The 21403-nt window shown below is 65.9% G+C and carries 22 protein-coding genes and 1 pseudogene; 10 read left to right on the top strand and 13 right to left on the bottom strand.

What is annotated here, in order from left to right:
* Positions 1-188 precede the first annotated feature (188 nt).
* The 4 genes and pseudogenes from O6X71_RS03265 to hisI form a co-directional block, all read right to left on the bottom strand.
* The gene (locus tag O6X71_RS03265) at positions 189-1991 is read right to left on the bottom strand and encodes an acyl-CoA dehydrogenase C-terminal domain-containing protein (RefSeq protein WP_353464413.1); all 1803 of its coding nucleotides are present in this window, start codon (positions 1989-1991) and stop codon (positions 189-191) included.
* Between the two features lie 3 nt (positions 1992-1994).
* Positions 1995-2447: pseudogene (locus O6X71_RS03260) on the bottom strand (MerR family transcriptional regulator).
* Between the two features lie 32 nt (positions 2448-2479).
* Positions 2480-2965, bottom strand: coding sequence for a hypothetical protein (locus O6X71_RS03255; RefSeq protein WP_353464412.1), 486 nt, complete (start codon positions 2963-2965; stop codon positions 2480-2482).
* On the bottom strand, positions 2962-3324 hold the full coding sequence (gene hisI, locus O6X71_RS03250) for a phosphoribosyl-AMP cyclohydrolase (protein WP_353464411.1): 363 nt from the start codon (positions 3322-3324) through the stop codon (positions 2962-2964). The genes O6X71_RS03255 and hisI overlap by 4 nt, the downstream gene beginning before the upstream one ends.
* Positions 3325-3444: 120 nt before the next feature.
* Between hisI and purF the strand changes: the two genes are divergently transcribed.
* Both purF and O6X71_RS03240 read left to right on the top strand, forming a co-directional pair.
* Positions 3445-4902 (top strand): amidophosphoribosyltransferase, encoded by a 1458-nt coding sequence (gene purF, locus O6X71_RS03245; protein WP_056058607.1) that lies wholly within the window; start codon positions 3445-3447, stop codon positions 4900-4902.
* 16 nt (positions 4903-4918) lie between these two features.
* On the top strand, positions 4919-5629 hold the full coding sequence (locus O6X71_RS03240; RefSeq protein WP_353464410.1) for an SDR family NAD(P)-dependent oxidoreductase: 711 nt from the start codon (positions 4919-4921) through the stop codon (positions 5627-5629).
* 81 nt (positions 5630-5710) lie between these two features.
* Here O6X71_RS03240 and O6X71_RS03235 read toward each other — a convergent pair whose 3' ends face one another.
* The 3 genes from O6X71_RS03235 to O6X71_RS03225 form a co-directional block, all read right to left on the bottom strand.
* Positions 5711-6955: a class I SAM-dependent methyltransferase gene (locus tag O6X71_RS03235; protein WP_435368437.1), complete on the bottom strand. Its 1245-nt coding sequence runs from the start codon at positions 6953-6955 to the stop codon at positions 5711-5713.
* 193 nt (positions 6956-7148) lie between these two features.
* Complete coding sequence (locus tag O6X71_RS03230; RefSeq protein WP_353464409.1) at positions 7149-8510, bottom strand: cryptochrome/photolyase family protein; 1362 nt, start codon at positions 8508-8510, stop codon at positions 7149-7151.
* A 33-nt stretch (positions 8511-8543) separates the two neighbouring features.
* Complete coding sequence (locus tag O6X71_RS03225) at positions 8544-9446, bottom strand: histone deacetylase family protein (RefSeq protein ID WP_353464408.1); 903 nt, start codon at positions 9444-9446, stop codon at positions 8544-8546.
* 74 nt (positions 9447-9520) lie between these two features.
* Between O6X71_RS03225 and O6X71_RS03220 the strand changes: the two genes are divergently transcribed.
* The 5 genes from O6X71_RS03220 to O6X71_RS03200 all read left to right on the top strand — a co-directional run bounded on the left by O6X71_RS03220 (position 9521) and on the right by O6X71_RS03200 (position 13544).
* Positions 9521-10015 carry an RNA pyrophosphohydrolase gene (locus tag O6X71_RS03220; RefSeq protein WP_353464407.1) on the top strand — a complete coding sequence of 165 codons (495 nt, stop codon included), beginning with the start codon at positions 9521-9523 and terminating at the stop codon, positions 10013-10015.
* Between the two features lie 39 nt (positions 10016-10054).
* Positions 10055-10957, top strand: coding sequence for a DUF481 domain-containing protein (locus O6X71_RS03215; protein WP_056481996.1), 903 nt, complete (start codon positions 10055-10057; stop codon positions 10955-10957).
* Between the two features lie 40 nt (positions 10958-10997).
* On the top strand, positions 10998-12203 hold the full coding sequence (locus O6X71_RS03210; protein ID WP_353464406.1) for a hydrolase: 1206 nt from the start codon (positions 10998-11000) through the stop codon (positions 12201-12203).
* Positions 12200-13216: an arginine N-succinyltransferase gene (locus O6X71_RS03205; protein WP_353464405.1), complete on the top strand. Its 1017-nt coding sequence runs from the start codon at positions 12200-12202 to the stop codon at positions 13214-13216. The genes O6X71_RS03210 and O6X71_RS03205 overlap by 4 nt, the downstream gene beginning before the upstream one ends.
* Positions 13217-13325: 109 nt before the next feature.
* On the top strand, positions 13326-13544 hold the full coding sequence (locus O6X71_RS03200) for a hypothetical protein (protein ID WP_056058579.1): 219 nt from the start codon (positions 13326-13328) through the stop codon (positions 13542-13544).
* A 5-nt stretch (positions 13545-13549) separates the two neighbouring features.
* Here the strand turns inward: O6X71_RS03200 and O6X71_RS03195 are convergent, their stop codons facing one another.
* Positions 13550-14287, bottom strand: coding sequence for a Crp/Fnr family transcriptional regulator (locus O6X71_RS03195; RefSeq protein ID WP_056058576.1), 738 nt, complete (start codon positions 14285-14287; stop codon positions 13550-13552).
* A gap of 324 nt (positions 14288-14611) precedes the next feature.
* Positions 14612-15169 (bottom strand): bifunctional adenosylcobinamide kinase/adenosylcobinamide-phosphate guanylyltransferase, encoded by a 558-nt coding sequence (gene cobU / locus O6X71_RS03190; protein WP_353464404.1) that lies wholly within the window; start codon positions 15167-15169, stop codon positions 14612-14614.
* An 82-nt stretch (positions 15170-15251) separates the two neighbouring features.
* Between cobU and O6X71_RS03185 the strand changes: the two genes are divergently transcribed.
* From O6X71_RS03185 to O6X71_RS03175, 3 genes are read left to right on the top strand one after another with little or no spacing between them, the layout of a single operon-like run.
* Positions 15252-16238: an aminotransferase class I/II-fold pyridoxal phosphate-dependent enzyme gene (locus tag O6X71_RS03185; protein ID WP_353464403.1), complete on the top strand. Its 987-nt coding sequence runs from the start codon at positions 15252-15254 to the stop codon at positions 16236-16238.
* Positions 16231-17169 carry an adenosylcobinamide-phosphate synthase CbiB gene (cbiB, locus tag O6X71_RS03180; protein WP_353464402.1) on the top strand — a complete coding sequence of 313 codons (939 nt, stop codon included), beginning with the start codon at positions 16231-16233 and terminating at the stop codon, positions 17167-17169. The genes O6X71_RS03185 and cbiB overlap by 8 nt, the downstream gene beginning before the upstream one ends.
* The gene (locus O6X71_RS03175) at positions 17157-18611 is read left to right on the top strand and encodes a cobyric acid synthase (RefSeq protein WP_353464401.1); all 1455 of its coding nucleotides are present in this window, start codon (positions 17157-17159) and stop codon (positions 18609-18611) included. The genes cbiB and O6X71_RS03175 overlap by 13 nt, the downstream gene beginning before the upstream one ends.
* Here the strand turns inward: O6X71_RS03175 and cobS are convergent.
* Genes cobS through O6X71_RS03155 form a run of 4 tightly spaced genes read right to left on the bottom strand, consistent with a single transcriptional unit; the run spans position 18591 to position 21305 of the window.
* Complete coding sequence (cobS, locus tag O6X71_RS03170) at positions 18591-19322, bottom strand: adenosylcobinamide-GDP ribazoletransferase (protein ID WP_353464400.1); 732 nt, start codon at positions 19320-19322, stop codon at positions 18591-18593. The genes O6X71_RS03175 and cobS overlap by 21 nt on opposite strands.
* A complete protein-coding gene (locus tag O6X71_RS03165; protein ID WP_353465052.1) occupies positions 19319-19876 on the bottom strand; it encodes a histidine phosphatase family protein in 558 nt (185 codons plus the stop codon). Before O6X71_RS03165 ends, cobS begins: the two co-directional genes overlap by 4 nt.
* 11 nt (positions 19877-19887) lie before the next feature.
* Entirely contained in the window at positions 19888-20901 is a 1014-nt protein-coding gene (cobT, locus tag O6X71_RS03160; RefSeq protein ID WP_353464399.1) for a nicotinate-nucleotide--dimethylbenzimidazole phosphoribosyltransferase, read from the bottom strand.
* Positions 20898-21305 (bottom strand): DUF1636 domain-containing protein, encoded by a 408-nt coding sequence (locus O6X71_RS03155; protein ID WP_353464398.1) that lies wholly within the window; start codon positions 21303-21305, stop codon positions 20898-20900. The genes cobT and O6X71_RS03155 overlap by 4 nt, the downstream gene beginning before the upstream one ends.
* Positions 21306-21403: the final 98 nt, after the last annotated feature.

Here is a 21403-nt window from a genome sequence, read left to right as displayed (position 1 = left end):
TCGCATCCGCTCTGCCGACCGTTAGCAGGTGGTTTTAACGAGGCTTCCCTCCCCCCACCCGTGAGCGAAGTCGAAGGGCATGGCTCGCGCGCAGGTGCTTCGACTTCGCTCAGCGCGAACGGGTTGGTGTGGGCCGGTGAATGACGAACGAGGGGCGGACCGCTTCAGCAATCCGCCTCCGCTTCCAATCAGGCAGCCATGAACATCTCGGGCGGCAGCGCCATCAGCGACTCCGCACCACCCTCGATCTTCCGACGCAGCGCGCCCGCATCCGGCAAGATCCGCTCGGCATAGAAGCGCGCGGTCACCAGCTTGGCGTCGAGGAACGCGGCTTCGCCCTCGCCCGCCGCCTTCAGCTTTGTCGCAGCGACCGCCATTCGCAGCCACATCGTGCCGACCGCGACGATTCCCATCAGGTGCATGTAGCTGACCGCACCCGCGCCGACGTTCTCGGGGTTCTTCATGCCGTTCGCCATGAACCACATCGTCGCCGCCTGCAGCTGGCCGTTCGCCTTCTCCAGAGCCTCGGCAAACGATGCCGTCGCCGGATCACCCTTAGCCGCCGCGACGTCGTCCGCCACCAGCTTGAAGAACGCTTGGATCCCACGCCCGCCATTCTGCGCGAGTTTCCGCCCGACCAGATCCATCGCCTGCACGCCGTTGGTGCCCTCGTAGATCATCGCGATCCGCGCATCGCGGACATACTGCTCCATGCCCCATTCGGCGATGTAGCCGTGGCCGCCATAGACCTGCTGCGCGTTGGTCGCGATCGCATAGCCCATGTCGGTGCCATAGCCCTTGATGACCGGGGTCAGCAGGCTGATGATGTCGCCCGCGAGCTGGCGCTCTTCCTCGGTCTCGGCATGATGCTCGAGATCGGCCTGGAGCGCGGTCCACAGGATCAGCGCGCGCAGGCCCTCGGTCAGCGACTTGCCCTCCATCAGCATGCGGCGGATGTCGGGATGGACGAACAGCGTGTCCGCCTTCTCCTGCGGCTCCTTCGGCCCGGTCAGCGCGCGACCCTGGCGACGGTCCTGCGCGTACTGCACGGCGTTCTGGTACGCGACTTCCGCCACGCCGAGACCCTGGAGGCCGACGCCGAGACGCGCTGCGTTCATCATGATGAACATCGCCGCGAGGCCCTTCATCTCCTCGCCGACCAGCCAGCCGGTCGCCGAGTCATAGTTCATCACGCAGGTCGAGTTCGCGTGGATGCCCATCTTGTGCTCGATCGAGCCACAGGTGACGCCATTGCGCGCGCCAAGCGACCCGTCTTCCTCGACGATGAACTTCGGCACCACGAACAGCGAGATGCCCTTCGAACTGTCCGGCGCGCCCGGCGTCTTGGCCAGCACGAGGTGGATGATGTTCTCGGTCAGGTCATGCTCGCCCGACGAGATGAAGATCTTGGTGCCGGTGATCGCGTACGAGCCGTCCGCCTGCGGCTCGGCCTTGGTACGGATCAGGCCCAGATCGGTGCCGCACTGCGGCTCGGTCAGGTTCATCGTCCCGCCCCATTCGCCCGAGACCATCTTCGGCACGTACATCGCCTTTTGCGCGTCCGAACCCTTGGCGATCAACGCGGCGATCGCTCCGTGGGTTAGGCCGGGATACATCGCGAACGCCATGTTCGATGAGATCATGTATTCCTGGAACGCGGTCGAAACGACGTGCGGCATGCCCTGCCCGCCATATTCGGGCTGGTTGCCGAGCGTCGCCCAGCCGCTCTCGACATACTGCTTGTACGCTTCCTTGAAGCCGTCCGGCGTCGTCACCGAACCGTCCTCATGCCGCGTGCAGCCCTGCTGATCGCCCGACAAGTTGAGCGGGAACAGGACTTCGGCGACGAACTTGCCGCCTTCCTCGAGCACTGCGTCGACGACGTCGGGCGAGGCCGCATCGAAGCCGGGGAGATTATTGTAGCGATCGAGGCCGACGACATGCTCGAGGACGAAACGCGTGTCGCGGACTGGGGGCGTATACTGGGGCATGGTTTATCCTTGGTTGTCCTGGGCGCGGCTCACTTCGAGGAGGGCCACGAAACTGGTGAGTTCGTCGATGGCGAGATCGATGTCGCGCTTCTGCGCGGTCAGCAGCGCGATCCGCGCCTGGCTGCGCTCGATCACGACCTGGCGCTGCGCACGGCGACCGTCGCCGAGATCGTAAAGGTCGATCATCTCGCGGATTTCGCCGAGGCTGAACCCGACGCGCTTGCCGCGAAGGATTCAAGCGAGGCGCGCGCGGTCGCGGTGCGAATAGATACGCTGCGTGCCACGACGCTCCGGCGCGATCAGGCCCTCGTCCTCGTAGAACCGGAGCGCCCGCGCGGTGACGTCGAATTCGGCGGAAAGGTCGGAGATCGTGAAGCTTTCGCGATCGTGCCGCGGCTCGATCACCGCGTAGGATTGCGGGGTCGCCTGCAATCGAGGGGATGCTTGTGTCGCCATCCCCGGAGAAATAACTCTCGTTTACGTCAACGTCAATTGCCGCAAAGCAACTTTCCCTTCGTCGACCGTAGCGTCGCAGCCTCCGATCGCGACTCGCTGAGCCGATCGACAGTCAGTGCCGCGAGCGAGGCGCGGCCGGTGCAGAGGGACTCGCAGGCTTGCGGCACCTCCGCGGGAAACACGATCCGATCGCCGTCGAAGCGCGCGTCGAACTTGCAGGCGCCGAACGCGAATTTCAGCGCATCACCCGACCGTTCGACGGTTCCCGACGCGGCGCACGCCTGATCCTCGCCATAGTCGACGCTGACGCCAATGCGCGCGGTTTTGGCGGTGCCGACGACGCAGACGCGGTCCGTATCTCGCGCCCATGATCCTTGCAGCGGCGCGTTCGGGTCGGGCACGATTCCCGCCGTCTCGGCCGCGGCTTCGAGCCGAGCCCCCGCGCTGTCCGCCGCCGCGGTCGCCGGCTCCCGCCCACACCCACCGAGCAACAGCGCAAGCAGCAGCACGCGCTTCATTCGGCCGGCACCAGTCTGCCCCCTTCGATCCGACGGAAGAAGCAGGTGCGCTCGCCGGTATGGCACGCCGGGCCCGCGGCATCGACGATCACCCATACCGCGTCCTGATCGCAATCGATCCGCAGCTCGGCGACACGCAGCACGTTCCCCGACGTCTCGCCCTTCTTCCAGAGCTTTTCGCGGCTGCGCGACCAGAAATGCGCCTCGCCGGTCGCCTGCGTTTCTCCCAGCGCCTCCGCATTCATGTGCGCGACCATCAGTACGTCGCCCGATACGCGATCGGTGACGACCGCGGTCAGGAGCCCGGCGGAATCGAATTTCGGATCGAGCGTCAAGCCCGTGTCGCGGCTGTGTGTCATCACTTCGATATACCCCAAAGCTGGCCCGATGCGACGGGCGACGCGCAATGTTATTACAAACAGGCGACAAGACGGCGATCCGCTCGTATAGGGCAGCTTCCGCACGACGTGAGAACCGGCATGCTGACGACAAACCCTTATGATGACGACAAACTCCGCGAAGAATGCGGGGTGTTTGGCGTTTCGGCCACCGATGGCGCGGCCGCACTCGTGGCGCTCGGGCTGCACGCGTTGCAGCACCGCGGCCAGGAAGCCGCCGGCATCACGACCTTCGACGGCGCGCATTTCCATACGCACCGCGCGATGGGCCACGTCGCCGGCAACTTCGACCGCGACGACGTGATCCGGTCGCTGCCGGGCACCGTCGCCTGCGGTCATGTCCGCTATTCGACGACCGGCGAGACGGCCTTGCGCAACGTCCAGCCGCTCTATGCCGAGCTGTCGACCGGTGGCTTCGCGATCGCGCACAACGGCAACATCTCGAACGCGATGCGACTGCGGCGCGAACTCGTCCGCCGCGGTTCGATCTTCCAGTCGACCAGCGATACCGAGACGATCATCCACCTCGTCGCGACCTCGAACTACCGCACGCTGCTTGATCGCTTCATCGATGCGCTGAAGCAGATCGAAGGCGCGTACTCGCTGATCGTGATGACGCCGGAGGGTATGATCGCCTGCCGCGATCCGCTTGGTATTCGCCCGCTGGTGATGGGTAAGCTCGGCGACGCGGTGATCTTCGCCTCCGAGACGGTCGCGCTCGACGTCGTCGGCGCTACCTTCGTCCGCGCGATCGAGCCGGGCGAGCTGGTCATCGTCCAGGGCTCCGAGATCCGTTCGATCCGCCCGTTCGCGCCGATGGCGGCGCGGCCGTGCATCTTCGAATGGGTGTATTTCTCGCGCCCCGATTCGATCGTCGACGATCACTCGATCTATTCGGTCCGCAAAGCCATTGGCGCGCAGCTCGCGATCGAGTCGCCGGTCGATGCCGATCTCGTCATCCCGGTTCCCGATTCGGGCACGCCGGCCGCGATCGGCTATGCGCAGCAGTCGGGTATCCCGTTCGAACTCGGCATAATCCGCTCGCATTATGTCGGCCGCACGTTCATCTCGCCGGGCGACAAGGTCCGACACCTCGGCGTGAAGCTGAAGCACAACGCCAACCGTGCGCTGATCAAGGGCAAGCGGGTCATCCTCGTCGACGATTCGATCGTCCGCGGCACGACTTCGCTCAAAATCGTCGAAATGATGCGCGAGGCAGGCGCCGCCGAAGTCCATATGCGGATCGCCAGCCCACCGACCCGGCATTCGTGCTTCTACGGCGTCGACACACCCGAGCGCGAGAAGCTGCTCGCGGCCAAGCTTGATCTTGGCGGCATGACCGGGTTCATCCATGCCGACAGTCTCAACTTCATCTCGATCGACGGGCTCTACAAAGCGCTCGGCGAGGCGAAGCGCGCGGATGTCCGCCCGAAATATTGCGACGCGTGCTTCACCGGCGACTACCCGACGACGCTGACCGACCATGACGAAGGCTCGGAAGTCGATCAGTTCGCGATGCTCGCCGAACGCGTCATCTGATACTCGCGGAGCTGATATGACGGACAAGCCTCTCGAAGGCCGGCTGGCCCTGGTCACCGGTGCTAGCCGCGGCATCGGCGCTGCGACGGCGATCGCGCTGGCGGCGAAGGGCGCGCATGTCGTCCTGACGGCGCGGACCCCCGGCGGTCTCGAAGAGGTCGAGGCAACGATCCACGCGGCTGGCGGGTCGGCGACGATCGCCCCGCTGGATCTTGCCGAGAGCGAAGCCATCGCCCGGCTGGCGACGGCGATCGGCGATCGCTGGGATGCGCTCGACATCCTCGTCCTCAACGCGGGCATGCTCGGTTCGCTGTCGTCGGTCCCCGCGATCGATCCGAAGGAAATGGCGCAGGTTCTGACGCTCAACGTCAGCGCGCAGGCGGCCATGATCGCCGCGTTCGACACGATGCTGAAGAAGGCCAAGTCGGCCAGAGTGATCGGCGTGACCTCCAGCGTCGGCCGCAAACCCCGCGCCTATTGGGGCCTCTACGGCGCGTCGAAGGCTGCATTCGAAACGCTCCTCGGCGCGTATGGCGACGAGATGGCCGAAATCAGCGCAATCCGTACCGCGATCGTAGATCCCGGCGCAACGCGGACGAAGATGCGCGCGCGAGCGTATCCGGGCGAGGATCCGAACTCGGTCAAGGAACCGACAGTGGTCGCTGACCGCATCGTGGCTCTCGCGATCGAAGGCTTCGAACCCGGCCACTTCGAGCGGGTCGGCTAACCGTTCTCCTGCGAACGCAGGAGCCTAGGATCACAATCGCCACCGCCCGTTACCCTGGGTTCCTGCGTTCGCAGGAAAACACTACCGCTTCACTAGCGTAACCTGCGCGACGTCGATCCCGCCGCCGAGAAACCCGCCCTCGCAGTACATTAGGTAATAGCGCCACAACGCCATAAACCGGGCGTCGAACCGTGTCGGCAACCGCCCATCAGCAACCGCGGCATCGAACGCGACCCGCCACCGCCGCAACGTCTCGGCATAGTGCAGCCCGAACCCGCGCCGGTCCTCCCACGCCAAACCTCGCGCCTCCGCCAACGCGCGAAACCGCGGTTCGGACAGAAGCATCCCGCCCGGAAACACGTAGCGCTGGATGAAGTCGACACTCCGCGAATAAGAGTCGAAGATCGCATCATCGATCGAGATATACTGCAACGCCGCTCGCCCACCCGGCTCCAAGGCGCGCGCGATCGCGTCGAGATACACCGGCCAATATTCCTCGCCGACCGCCTCGACCATCTCGATGCTCGCCACCGCATCATAAGTCCCGATAACGTCGCGGTAATCGGTCAGCGCCACGCGCACGCCGTCAAGCCCCGCCGCTTCGATCCGGTCGTCGACCTGCCGCTTCTGCTCCGTCGAGAGGGTGAGTGCGTGCACGCCAACCCCCGCGCGCGCCGCCATTTCGGCGAACGATCCCCAGCCGCAGCCGATCTCCAAGATCGTATCGCCAGCCCGCGCGCCGGTCCGATCGAGGATCGCACGCAGCTTGGTCGCCTGCGCAGCCTCATGCGGTTCGGCATCGTCGAACGGCTCGGCGAAGATCGCGCTGGAATAGGTCAGGCTTGGATCGAGCCACGTCTCGTAGAAGTCGTTGCCGAGGTCATAATGCGCCGCGATATTTTTTCGCGAGCCAGTCGGGTCGTTGCGCCGCATCCGGTGCCACGCGCGCGCGGCGAGCCGCACTACGCCCCCAGACCGCGCCGAACTCCCGAGCGAGCGGCGGTTGCGCATGAACAGGTCGAACAGCGGTACCGGGTCTGGGCTCGACCAGTCGCCTGCCGCCCAGCCTTCATACCAGCCGACCGATCCCGCCGTTGCGAGCCGCACCAACGCGCGCCAGCGGTGCACGGTCACGATGGGGAAAGGCCCCGGAGCCCGACCGCCGATCAGCCGACGGGTGCCGTCGGGCAAGTATGCATCTATGCCGCCGCTCTCCAGCCCTGCATCTATCCGGTCGAGCAAACGGTGAAACATCGGCGCGACGAGGCGCGCGACCGTGGAACCTTGCGCGGCGGGCACATCATCGAAAGCTGGAACGGCAGTCATCGCGGCGCTCCATGCAACAGGGGCCGCGGCTAGGAAAGAGGCAGGCGTCAAACACTCGAACATGAGGCCAGCCGCTCACCCCTCCCAAACCGTCATCTTGACGAAAGTCAGGACCCAGAGCCACAATCGTCACCCCAATTTACCCTGGGTCCTGACTTTCGTCAGGATGACGAAGTGCGATGGTGGCCGCTACTCAGCGTGCGTGCCGCCCAGCCTCGAGAGCCCGCTCACGGCCTTCGCGGTGGCCGACGATCTTCGCCGGATACGCCTTTGGCCGGCAGCCGGACTCCTCCGGATCATGGATCGCTTCGCCGGTCACCTTCGCCAGTTCCGGCACCCATTCGCGAATATAGTCCCCCGCATCGAACTTCTCCGACTGCGTCAGCGGGGCCATGATCCGCCCGAACATGTTCGAATCCACCCCGGTCCCGGCAACCCACTGCCAATTAACCGAATTATTCCCGTAATCCGCATCGACCAGGCAGTCCCAGAACCAGCGCTCGCCCTCGCGCCAGTCGATCAGCAGATGCTTCACCAGGAAGCTCGCCGTGATCATCCGCACGCGGTTGTGCATCCAGCCGGTCGCCCAAAGCTGTCGCATCCCGGCATCGACGATCGGATAGCCGGTCCTCCCCTCTTGCCACGCCTTCAGATCCGCCTCGGCCTCCTTGCCAGCCCGCCAGGGTAGCTTGTCGAACTTGGGTCGCCCGTTCGTGTCGCCGTAATCGGGCATCGTCAGCACGACGCCATCGGTGAAGTCGCGCCACGCCAGTTCCTTGCGGAACGTCGTCGCATCGCCGTGACCATCAACGGCATGCCACACCGTACGTGGCGAGATTTCGCCAAAATGCAGGTGCGGCGACAGGCGCGAGGTGCCCTCGATCGACGGCATGTTGCGATCGACGTCATAGGCCTCGACGATCGGCGCCATCGCCTTCGCGTTCTTCAACGCCTGCGCCTCGCCCGGCGTCCAGTCGTCGAACCCTTTCGACCAGTCCGGCTTGGTCGGCAGCAGGTCCCACTCCGCCAGAGTCTCGCTCTTCGGCCATTTAGACGGCGCCGGGATCGTCCGCGGCGCAGGCTCGGGATCACCCGGCGGCATCATCTGGTTCAGCGCCTTCCAGAACGAGGAATACACCTTGAATTGCCCGCCCGACCCCGTCTTCACATCCTCGACGCGGGCAAGATGGTTGCCGTCATGCAGGCACAGTCGATCGCCAAGCGCCGCCTCGGCCATGCGCCACCATGGCTCGTAATGGCGGATCGCGTGCACCTGGGCAGCGCCGGTTTCCTCCATCAATGCTGTCAGCACTTTGACCGCATCCCCGCGTCGCAGAACCAGCTCCGAGCCCTTTTCCTGCAGCGACTTCGAGAAGGCATCGAGAGTGTGGTGCAGCCACCATCGCTGCGCCCCGCCCATCTTCCATTTCCCCGGTGCATCGTCGTCGAGCACGTAGACCGGGATCACCGGCCCGGCCTGCGCGGCGGCGATCAGCGCGGGTTGGTCATGAAGGCGGAGGTCCTGGCGCAGCCAGAGAAGAACAGGTGTCGTCATCGCATCCCCAACGCAGCAAGCCGCGATCCAGCATCACGGCGCTGCGAAAGTTTCCCCCAGCGTCATGATCGCCGCCACGTGTCGCTCGGCGATCGCCAGCGCATCGTCGCCGTAGCCCCCGCCGACCGTACTCGCGAGCGGAAGACCTCGCCTGATCGCGAGGCTAGCGACGAGCCGTTCCCGCCGCGCTAGACCATCCAAGGTCAGCGCCAACCGCCCGAGCCGATCGCCCTCGAACGGGTCCACCCCCGCCTGGTAGAGGATCAGCTCCGGCCGAAACTCGTCGAGTAACGGCACCAGCGTCGCCTCCAGCGTCGCCAGATACGCATCGTCGCCGACCTTATCTGGCAACGGCACGTCGAGCGTCGAGCGCGCCTTACGGACCGGAAAGTTCTTCTCCGCATGGATCGAGTAGGTCGCAATCTCCGGCCGCCCGGCGAGCAGCGCCGCGGTCCCATCCCCCTGGTGAACGTCGCAATCGACTACGAGAACGCGCGCCACGCGCCCCTCGTCGATCAGTCGAGCCGCCGCCACCGCGAGATCGTTGAACACGCAGAACCCCGCGCCCGTGTTCGCCAGCGCATGATGGCTCCCGCCCGCCGTATTCGCCGCAAACCCGTGCTCCAGCGCGAGGCACGCCGCGAGCCACGTCCCGTGCGGCACGATCGCCGCGCGCGAAGCCACCGCCGCCGTCACCGGAAACCCGATCCGCCGCTCCTTCTCCTTGGGAACCCGCGCTTCCAGAACCTCGGCGACGTAATCCTCGTCATGCACCGCCTCCAGCCACGCAGTCGGCGTCGCCTCGGCGCGGTGCCATACGATCGCCTTGCCCTTTTCGCGCAGCAGGTCGCGGATCAGCCCGTTCTTGTTCCAGCGATAGGTCGAACGCGCCGGCGCGGGGGTGACATAGTCGGGATGGTGGACGACATGGATCATGCTCCGTAGGTAGGAGCGCGCGGCCCGACCCCCAAGTTGCCCTAGCCCCAAGCACCTGCGTTGCGGAGACTATTTTGACCGACGTTTCGACCCTGCCCTACCGACCCTGCGCCGGCATCATGCTCATGAACGCGGACGGCAAGATCTTCGTCGGTCAGCGCAACGATTCGCCGCTGGAGGCTTGGCAGATGCCGCAAGGTGGTATCGATCCCGGCGAGGACGCCGAAGCCGCCGCACTGCGCGAACTCGGCGAGGAGACCGGCGTCATGCCCGACAAGGTCGAACTGATCGCCGAAGCCCCAGGCGAATTCGTCTACGACCTGCCCCCCGAACTGTTGGGGAAAGTGTGGAAAGGCAAATGGCGCGGCCAGACGCAGCGCTGGTTCCTGTACCGCTTCCTCGGCACCGACGCGGACGTCAACATCGCCACCGACCACGAGGAGTTCTGTGCATGGCGCTGGAGTGATCCCGCCGACCTGCCGCGGATGATCGTGCCGTTCAAGAAGGCGCTCTACGAACAGGTACTCGCCGCCTTCGCGCCACATCTCGGCGCAACCTCGACACGCTGAACAGTTCCCATTCCGTCACGCTGCCGTTACGGAACGGCTGTGCGCCGCTTAGCCCCTCTTCTGCTCGCCCCGCTGCTGCTGGCGAACGCGCCCGATCCGCAGTCGGTGATGATCCCCGAGACGATCCGCGCGATGCTCGACGCTGCGCTGGAGGCGGGGAACGAAGCGGACGTCAACACGATCGCCAAATACGCACGCGCCGCCGATCCGCTCAGCGGCGATGCCGTGCTGGCGATCGCCGAAAAGTGGAAAGCCGACCGCGCAGCGCAGCGCACGCAGGTCATCCGTCAGGCCAGCTTCCTCGACTTGTGGAGCGGCAAGGCCGAGGTCGGCGGCTACCTGACGACCGGCAATTCCGACACTGCCGGCGGCACGGCCGTGCTCGATCTCAACCGCGAAGGTCTCCGCTGGCGCCAGAAATTCCATGCGCAGGCGGACTATCAGTCGAACCAGAACATCACGACGCGCGAACACTACCTCGCCTCGTACGAACCTAACTACAAGATCGACGACCGAGCCTATATCTACGGCGTCGCGCAATATGAAGGCGATCGGTTCCTCGGCTATTTCAACCGTTATTCGACTTCGGTCGGTGCCGGCTACAGCGTGATCAAGACCGCGGGGACCAAGCTCGATCTCGAACTCGGGCCAGCGTATCGCTACACCGAATTTACTGACGATACCGAGCAGAGTAGCATCGCCGCGCGTGGTACCGCGAATTTCAGCGTCCGGATCCTGAGCGGCCTGTCTGTCAGCCAGGTCGCGTCCGCCTATGTCCAGCGCTACAACAGCACGCTCAGCGGCACGACCTCGCTCAACGCGAAGCTGATCGGCCCGCTCTCGGCCGCGCTCTCGTACAGCGTCCAGTATGAAAGCGAGCCGCCGGTCGGTTCGGTCTCGACCGACACCACCAGCCGCGCGTCGCTGGTCTACAGCTTCTGACGCTGTTCCCACGCGCGCCCAGCCTCGCTAGGGTTAGGCGATGAGGGGACTTTCACCGATAGAGCGCGATGCCGTCGACACGGCGGGCGCGGCACCGATGCTGGCGCAGGTCGAGGCTTGGTCAGCCGTCAACAGCGGCACGCGCAACCTTGCCGGGCTGGCGACGATGGCCGGACTGCTCGGCGACGCGTTCGCGATCCTGCCGGGCGAGATCACGCTGGTCGAGCCGACGCCGGTGGACAATGTCGGCGCGGACGGCGTGGTCTCGGCGATCGAGCACGGCAAGCACCTGCACCTTGTCGTCCGCCCGGACGCACCGGTCCGCATGCTGTTCACGGGGCACATGGATACCGTCTACCCGATCGATCACGCCTTTCAGACCTTAAAGTGGCTTGAGGACGGCAGACTGAAGGGCCCCGGCGTCGCGGACATGAAGGGCGGGCTGGCGGTCATGCTTGCCGCGCTTCGGGCGGTCGAGGCCAGCCCGTTCGCCGCACGGATCGGCTATGACGTCGTCATCAATTCGGACGAGGAAACCGGCTCCTTCTCGTCCGCCGCGCTACTCGCCCGCGCGGCGCACGGAAAGATCGCCGCGCTGACCTACGAACCCGCGCTCGCCGACGGCACGCTGGCGGGAGCACGCGGCGGTACGGGGAATTTCTCGATCATCGTCCACGGTCGCAGCGCGCACGCCGGTCGCAACCCCGAGGACGGCCGCAACGCGCTCGTCGCAGCCGCCGACATCGCGGTGCGCTTGTCGAAGGTCCGCGGCCCCCGTCTCGCGGTGAACCCGGCGCGGATCGAGGGCGGTGGCCCGAACAACGTCGTCCCCGACCTCGCCATCCTCCGCATCAACTTCCGCCCCACCACGCTCGACGACATCGCGCGGGCGCAATCGCATATCGACTCCGCGGTCGCGATGGTCGCTGCCGAGCACGACGTCCGCATCGAGGTCCATGGCAGCTTCAACCGCCCGCCGAAGCCGATCGACGACGGCGCTGCGCGGCTGTTCGATCTGGTCAAGGCATCCGGCGCGGACCTCGGTCTCGACATCGCCTGGAAAGCCACCGGCGGCGTCTGCGACGGCAACAACATCGCGGCGGCGGGTGTTCCCGTGGTCGACACAATGGGCGTTCGCGGCGGCGCGATCCATTCGACCGACGAATTCATGATCCCCGACAGTCTCGCCGAGCGCGGGGCGCTGTCGGCGGTCACCATATTGCGTATCGCGGAGGGCCGCTTGTGAGCTTCAGGATCCGGGCCGCAGTCGACGACGACCTTCAGCATCTCTACGAGATGGCCAAGCTGACCGGCGGCGGCTTCACCAATCTGCCACCCGATCGCCGCGCGCTCACCGCCAAGCTCGAACGCAGCCACGCGGCCTTCGCGCGCACCGACGGCCCCCTCCAAGACGAGCTGTTCGTGCTGATCCTCGAGAACATCGAGACCCGCGAAGTTCGTGGCACTTGTCAGATCTTCACGCAGGTCGGCCAGAGCTACCCGTTCTACAGCTACCGGATCGGCCAGCTCACCCAGCACAGCCGCGAGCTGAACCGCACCTTCCGCGCCGACATGCTAACGCTCGCCACCGATCTCGAAGGCGCGAGCGAGGTCGGCGGGCTGTTCCTCCATCCCGGCGAGCGCGCCGGCGGCCTCGGCCTGTTGCTCGCGCGCAGCCGCTACCTCTTCATCAAGATGCACCGCGCGCGTTTTGCCGACCGGATCCTCGCCGAACTGCGCGGCGTGATCGACGAAGCGGGCGGCTCGCCGTTCTGGGATGGCCTTGCAGGCCGCTTCTTCGGGATGAATTTCCAGGACGCAGACCAGTTCAATGCCATCAACGGGCATCAGTTCATCGCGGATTTGATGCCCAAGCATCCGATCTATACGGCGATGCTGACCGAGACCGCACGCGCCGCGATCGGCCTGCCGCATCCTTCGGGGCGCGCCGCGATGCGCATGCTGGAGAACGAGGGATTTGCGTTCGAGAACTATGTCGACATCTTCGATGGCGGCCCGACGATGACCGCCCGCACCGATCAGGTCCGCTCGATCGCCGACGCTCGCGAGAGCGATGTAGTCGGGATCGTTGGCGACGACGGCAAGGACGCCTTGGTCGCGACGGGCAACCTTGCCGACTTCCGCGCCGCGTTCGGCAAGGTCCGCAAGACCGAGGACGGCGTCGTGCTGGCCGAGGATTGCGCGCGCTCGTTGGGCGTCGTCGAAGCCGACCGGGTCACGCACGTCGCCCGCATATGACCGCCGCAACCCAACGTAGATCGTCGGGTTAATTTACAGGTAACCATACTTTTTGGCGTCAGAACCGCGCATATCAGCCACTGGCACGCACCTTGCTAATACGCTCGCCATGTGGACCCGGTTTGCTCGCCTTTTCATCATCAAGACCAAGTTCGAGGCCTTCCTCGTCATCTACGGCCTAGGCGTCGGCGCGGTCGAACGCGGGATGCACTACCTCCAGCAATATCCCGGATACGGCGGCTGGCTGCTGTTCGCGGCCTGCCCGATCGCCGTCTTCATGGCTGGCGGGCGGATAATCGATTCGGTCGATCACGCGCATCAACGATAGGACCGTCAGCTGGTCTGCTGGGCAAGATGCAGGTAGCGGCTCGAGAAGTCCGCGAGTTCACGTAGTGCATCCCATTGCGGAAAACTGATCCGGCGACGATTGCGGCCGATCAGACCGTCCGCCTCGAGCGACTTTATCGTGCGGTTCACATGCACCGCCGTCAGCCCAAGGGCATCACCAAGCTGCTCCTGGCTCATCGGCAATTCATAGCCATCGGCACCGGTCAGCCCCTGCATGTCGAGACGTATGGCGAATTCGCACAGGAAATGCGCCAGCCGCGATCGCGCGTCGCGGCGACCGATGTTGAGGATCCATTCGCGGAAGATCGATCCCTCGACCAGCGTGTTGACGAAGATCGCGTTACTGATAGCCGCACGGTTCCGCGCCAGTTCGCGCAGCGCCGATCGGGGGATCGTCGCAACCTCGGCGCGGGTCAGCGTTTGAACGTTGTGGTCCGCGACGTCGAGGAACAGATGCTGGAAGTCGAGCGGCTCACCGGGAATGTGCAGCGACACGATCTGTCGCATGCCGGCGCCGGTCAGTTTCTGGCGATATGCGAACCCCGACAGCAGGACGGCGCACTGATCCGGCGCATCGCCTTCGCGCACGAGATAGGAAGACGGCTCGAACGTGCGCAACGTATATGGCAGCGCGAGCAGCGCCTTGCGGTCGCCGTCGTCCAGCACAGCGTGCGTTTCCAACTTCCGAACCATCAGCGCCAGGGGGCTGAGCGTCGTAGCCATGAGAGTAATCCCGCAAAATTCGGGGCGGGAGCACATGCATCTCTCGGTCGTCAGGGCCCAAAAATCGGCTGGCGATAAGCTCTTTTAACATAGCTCGAACGGAAATGTTTTAATTAATGTTTGAGCGGACCGATATGCTCCAATTAATTTTGGGGTTGCACAAATAAAATCAAAATTAGTGACTTCTTGCTCTACCGATCATGTTCGAGAAATACGAGCGTATAAAAACCACATCAGTTTTTAGCATCGATCAAATGATCGCTTTCCTGTGCTACGGATACTTGCTCGTCGCGAAAGTGATGATCGATAGTCGTTCCGATAGCTTCAGCCAGCGTTCGGTGTCTTCCAGCGCTGAACCAACCCGGCCATGACCATATCGACGGAGTCGACCTGCGCCGCGATCCGCTGGTGCAGCAACCCTGCCTCATCCCGGAAACGCCGTGCCAGCAAATTGTCTGGGACGATCCCCAACCCGACCTCGTTCGAGACGAGGATCACACAGCCTTCCAACCGAGCGATCGTCTCGACCAGATCGTCCACGCGCGCGGCTATAGCCTCGTCGGCTAGCAGCAGGTTCGACACCCACAGCGTCAAGCAATCGACCAGCATCACGACGTCCGGGCCGTCTTCGCTCTTCAGCGCCTCGCCAAGCGCCAGCGGAGCCTCGACCGTCCGCCACCGATCGTCACGGTCAGCACGATGGCGCGCGATCCGATCCTCCATCTCGCCGTCGAAAGCCTGCGCGGTCGCGATATAGACGAGCCGCGTCACCTGGTCCGTCGCCGCGGCTTCGGCCATGCCTTGCGCGTGGCGGCTCTTCCCCGAGCGCGCGCCACCCAGCACAAACAGGCTTTTTCCGAACGGCGTCCCGACCGATTGCATCCTACCGTTTCCTTCGCGCTTGCTCGACGAGACGGGAATGACGATGACGCCCCGAAGATCAAGCGAAAGCCCGCGGATCCGAATGAAAGACGGTATGAACGCCCTGCGCATCCACGGTGGACGGATCGACCTCGCCGCCGTCCACTATCCGGATGCGCCGAGACCCTGGCTCGACTTGTCGACCGGCATCAACCCCTGCGCGTGGCCGACCGATCGCGTTCCGACGGTCAATCTGCACAGCCTCCCCTCGCCCGCCGCGATCGCGGATCTTGAAGCCGCCGCTGCTGCCGTATTCGGTACGACCGCGGACCGGGTCGTCGCGTTGCCGGGCAGTGAACTCGGTCTGCGAATGCTGGCCGCGCTGGACCTGCCTACCCCCGCCCGGTTCGTCGTGCCGAGCTACGCCACGCATGCCGAAGCGATCGACGGTGCCGTTCCGATAGCGCGAGATGCGATCGAGACGGTCGCGGACGGCACGCTGTTGCTGGCCAACCCCAACAATCCGGACGGCCAGTGCGACACGCCGCAACGCCTGCTGACGATCGCCCGCAGCGGTGCCTTCCTGATCGTGGACGAAGCGTTTGCCGACGTAGCGCCCGGATCTAGCCTCATCCCCCTGCTCCGCCCCGACGACCGCGCGATCGTGTTTCGGTCGTTCGGCAAATTTTTCGGCCTGCCCGGCGTGCGGCTCGGGTTCATGATCGGGCCGCTGGAGCACGTCGCCGTTATGCGCCAGCGGCTCGGCAGCTGGCCGATATCGGCGCACGCCGTGGCCTATGGCAGCGCGGCCTACCGAGACACCGCGTGGATCACTGCGGCGCGGGTCTCGATCGACGAACGCGCCGGGAGGCTCGACGCGATGTTGGCACGTCAGGGGCTTCAAGCTCGCGGCGAATGCGCGTTGTTCCGGCTGATCGAGACCGACACGGCACCCGCGCTGTTCGAACGGCTTGCACAGGTCGGCATCCTCACCCGCACTTTCGATCACTCGCCCCGCTGGCTGCGTATGGGCGTCCCTAGCGATGACGACGCCTTCGCGCGGCTCGACGAAGCACTTGACGATGGTTGAGCCGGTTGCCGTCCTGGCGATCATCATCGACGCGGCGGTCGGCTGGCCGGCGCCGCTCTATGCGCGGATCGGTCATCCGGTTGGCGGGTTCGCGCGAATGATCGGCTGGGGCGAGACGCGCTGGAACCGCCCTACACTATCGGACACGATCCGCCGCGCCGCCGGTGTCATCACGATCGTTGTTCTCGTCGCAGTTGCGGTCGGGGTAGCGCTCGCTGCGACTTCCCTCGTGCGGCTCGTGTTCGGTCCCATGGCCTGGATCGCGATCGCCCTGATGGCGGCGCCTGGGCTCGCGATCCGCAGCCTGTACGACCATGTCGTGCCGGTCGCGCGCGCCCTCGAAAGCGGCGACCTGGAAGCAGCCCGCGCCCGCGTCGCGATGATCGTCGGCCGGGACGTCGCGACACTCGACGAAGCCGGCGTCGCGCGGGCCGCGATCGAGAGCCTCGCGGAAAGCGTCTGCGACGGCGTCGTAGCGCCGCTGTTCTGGCTGCTGGTCGCCGGGCTACCGGGCCTCTGGGCGTACAAGGCGATCAACACCGCGGACAGCCTGATCGGGCACCGCGAGGACCGGTGGCGCGCATTCGGCTGGGCGGCGGCGCGGATCGATGATGTCGCCAACCTCATTCCCGCCCGGCTTAGCGGCGTTTTGCTTTGCGTTGCCAGCTGTGGCGGTTGGCGGACGATGGTCCGCGATGCCGGCAACCATGCGTCGCCCAACTCAGGATGGCCCGAAGCGGCGATGGCGGGCGCACTCGGATTGCGCCTCGCCGGACCGATCGCCTATGACGGCATCGTCACCGCAAAGCCATATATCGGCGACGGTCGCCGCGACGTAACCGCTACTGACCTCCGCGCGGCGCTCGGCATCTATCGTCGGGCCTGCATCCTTCTCCTCGTCATCGCCGGAGTACTCGCATGGCGGCTCTGATGCTCCAGGGGACCGGCTCCGACGTCGGCAAGTCCGTGCTCGTCGCCGGACTGTGCCGCGCGTTCGCCAACCGGGGACTGTCGGTCCGCCCGTTCAAACCGCAGAACATGTCGAACAACGCGGCCGTCACCGCCGACGGTGGCGAAATCGGCCGCGCGCAGGCGACGCAGGCGATCGCGTGTCGAGTCGAGCCCAGCGTCGACATGAACCCAGTGCTGCTCAAGCCGCAGGGCGATCGCACGTCGCAATTGATCGTCCGTGGGCAGGTCCGCGGCACGCTCGCCGCCGCACGGTGGCGCGAAGGACGCGAGGGCCTGCTCGTCGACGTGCTCGACAGCTTCGAGCGACTGTCGGCAAGCTGCGATCTCGTCGTCGTCGAAGGCGCAGGCAGCCCGGCGGAGATCAACCTGCGCGCAGGCGACATCGCCAACATGGGGTTCGCCCGCGCCGCCAATGTCCCCGTGATCCTGGTCGGCGATATCGATCGCGGCGGTGTCATCGCCTCAATCGTCGGCACGCGCGCGGTGATCGACCCTGCCGACGCGGCGATGATCCACGGCTTCCTCGTCAACAAGTTCCGCGGCGATCCCGCACTGTTCGACGATGGCTATCGCGCGATCGAGGCGCGCAGCGGATGGCGCGGCTACGGCGTCGTACCCTGGCTAACGGACGCCGCGCGCCTGCCCAGTGAAGACGCCGTGATCCTCGAACGCCGCTCCGCGTCGGTCGACCGTCGCGTAACGATCGCCTGCCCGATCACGCCGCGGATCGCCAATTTCGACGACCTCGATCCGCTACGCCTCGAACAAGGCGTCGCGCTGGTGATGGTCCCGCCCGGCACCCCGATCCCCGAGGCGGACATGATCGTGCTTGCGGGCTCGAAAGCCACGATCCCCGATCTGGCCTTCCTGCGCAGGCAAGGCTGGGACATCGATATCCTTGCGCATCACCGCCGGGGAAAGCCGGTGCTGGGCCTCTGCGGTGGTTTCCAGATGCTGGGTCGCAGCATCGCCGATCCGCACGGTATCGAAGGCGCGGCGACGACGGTCGCGGGGCTGGGGCTGCTCGATGTCGACACGGTTCTCACGGCGACGAAGACGCTCGAGCGGATCGAGGGGATCGCCAACGGCGCGCGCTTCGAAGGGTATGAGATGCACTTGGGCGCGACGACCGGCGGTGACCTGAACCGCCCCGTCGGTCATCGCTCCGACGGCAGCGCGGAAGGTGCGACGAGCGCCGACGGACTGGTCCACGGGAGTTACGTCCACGGCCTGTTCGGCCTCGCCGACCAACGCGCGGCGTGGCTGGCCCGGCTCGGCGTCGACGCGGTCGGACCTGACCATGCGGCCTCGATCGATGCCGCGCTCGACGCGATCGCGGCGACGCTCGAACGTCACGTCGATCTGGATGCGATGCTCGGCCTAGCCCAGCGCGCCGGCTGACGCACCGGCGATGGCAAAAGCGAGCAGGACGCCCGTCTCGACAAGCTCGATCCCCGCCCCGTGCGCGTCTCCGGTGACGCCACCCAATTTACGCCGCAACCAGGCCGCGACGGCCAGTATCAGGAGCGGAACCGCCAACAGCACGGGGGCCGCGACGGCAGCCAGCGCCAGCATGAGTCCCCAGCCGACCAGATCGCGCGATCGGACTGCGCCGGCGACCGCGGCGCCCAATCCGCCCGCCCGCAACGGCGGCAACAGGACTGCCCAGGCCAGCGGCCCCATGCGCGCCGCAAACGGTACCAGCATGACCAACCACCACGCCGTCAGCCCGACCGCGTGCAGCAGCACGAGCTTGGCGATCATCTGGGCGACGATCGCGACGACGCCGAAGCTGCCGATATGCGGATCGGCCATCACCGCGAGCAACCGCGTCCGATCGCCATGCGCCGCACCCAGTCCGTCGGCGAGATCGGCCAGCCCGTCGAGGTGCAACGCTCCCGTGACGGCGATCCACACCAGCAATGCGGCGCAGGCCCCGGTCCAGGGGTCGATCGACGCGCCTGCCCATCCGGCCGCGGCGACGAGCACGCCGATCGCCAGTCCGACCAGCGGGTAGTATCGGATCGCCGCGGCAAAGTCGTTTGCCCCGGCCTCGACGCGCGGCATCGGCAGGCGCGTCAGGAAACCGAACGCGACGACCAGCCGCTTCACGTCGCCAGCCCTACGATCTGCACAGTCCGATCCAACCCGGGCCAGATCCGCAACGATACAAGCGCGGCATAATGCAGGTCGAACGCCCATGTCTGCCGCCGGTCGAACCCGCAAAGATCCGCGAGCGCCGCCCGGATAGTGCCACCATGCGTGACGACCAACGTCGGCACCGACGGAAGTACCGCCAAGGCATTGCCGACCCGGTCCAGCAACGAGGACCATCGCTCCCCGTCCGGCGGCGGGGCGGCGTCCGGATCGTCGTGGAACCGCGCGAAGGCGGCCGGATCGATATCGGCGGGACGTAACCCGTCCCACGCGCCGAAGTCGAGTTCACGCCACCGTCGATCGGCGGCGCAGACGATGCCCCGCACGCTGCCGATCGCCGTCGCGCAATCGCGCGTACGCTTCAGATCGGATGACACGATCGCGGCAACTTCCAGCCCTGCGGCTCGCTGGACGCATGCCGCAACGCCGGCCTCCGTTACCGGATCGTCCGTGTGCCCCAGCAACATACCTTCGCGGACGGGCGCGCCATGCCGCATCAGGTACAGCATGTGCGAACCGGTCACGCGACCGAGACCCCCGCCTCGGCAAAGGTCGCCATCTCGTCATGCGCCGCCAGCGCCGCGCGAACGAGCAAGGTCGCAGTCGCCGCGCCGCTTCCCTCGCCGAGCCGCATGCCCAGCGACAACAGGGGATCGAGGTCCAATGCCCGCAACAAGCGCGCATGACCCGGCTCGGCCGACACGTGGCCGGCAAGACAATGTGCGAGGATATCCGGGCACGCAGCGGCGATCGGCGCGACCGCGGCACAGCATATGAAGCCATCGAGCATGACGGGTACGCCTGCGAAACGCGCAGCTATGACCGCGCCTGCGATTGCCGCAAGTTCACGACCGCCAAGCCTGCGTAGCGTCTCGAACGGCGTGCTCAGTGCGTCCCGGTGCAGCGCCAGCCCGGCCTCCACGGTCGCGATCTTGCGGGCCATGCCGTCGTCGTCGACTCCGGTACCGGGCCCGACCCAGTCGCGTGCCGATCCATCGAAGCTGGCGAGGCACAGCGCGGCGGCGGAGGTCGAGTTGCCGATCCCCATTTCGCCGAGCACGATCAGATCGGGCGCGTCCGCAACGACGGCGGCGCCCGCGTTGATCGCCGCGAGGCATTCCTCCTCCGACATCGCCGGGGCGACGGTGAAATCGGTCGTCGGCCGGTCGAGATCGAGCGGGACGACTCTGAGATCGAGCCCCGCCGCGCGCGACAGCGCGTTGATCGCCGCGCCGCCATGTTCGAAATTGGCCACCATCTGCGCGGTGACGGAAGACGGAAACGCACTGACGCCGCGATCGACGATGCCGTGATTACCCGCGAAGATCATCACCCGGCCGCGATCGAGCCGCGGGCGTTCATGGCCCTGCCAGCCGGCCATGAAGACGGCAATCTCTTCCAACCGCCCGAGCGAACCCGGCGGTTTGGTGAGTTGCCCCTGACGCGCCACCGCCGCCGATCGAGCGGCTTCGTCCGGCTGCGGCAACGCGCGCAAGGATGACAGAAATGCTCCGGCCGTCGGAAAGAAGGTCATTCCACGACGAACCCGGCGGGCGGCGTACGCGTGATGAAGTGGCCCTTCACCCCCTGCGGCCATTGCTTGAACGGCACCTGCCCGAACGCGCTCTCGCCGTAGAGCCGCGCGTAATCGAGGATCGTGCGCGCGGCGTCTTCGGTAGGCTCGAACCGGCCCAGCACATAGCCTACCTTGGCGGGTGCTCGCAGGTGGATCGTGCAGAAATCCTGGCATGCGAACAGGCACGGCATCTCCTGCACCGCGACGTCGGCATAGGCAGGATCGCTCGCCTGCACCGCCTTCAGCGCGATGACCAGCCGTGCGCCACCCCGCACGCCGTCACCATCGTCGCGCGCGTCGGCGGAATGGCGGCACGTGTTGCACGCGACCACGGCGACGCCGTCCTCGGCGGGCTTCAGCATGTCCGTCCCCGGACGATCTTAGAATGACGTGAACTTGGCATAGGAACCCCTTCGGACAGTCGGTCCCGCACCGCACGAAGATCAAAAGGCGCACGCCT

Source organism: Sphingomonas faeni (genome assembly GCF_040407505.1).
Lineage (GTDB): Bacteria > Pseudomonadota > Alphaproteobacteria > Sphingomonadales > Sphingomonadaceae > Sphingomonas > Sphingomonas faeni_E.
The sequence above is the reverse complement of the archived record's forward strand: the minus strand, read 5'-3'. Positions and strand labels throughout refer to the sequence as shown.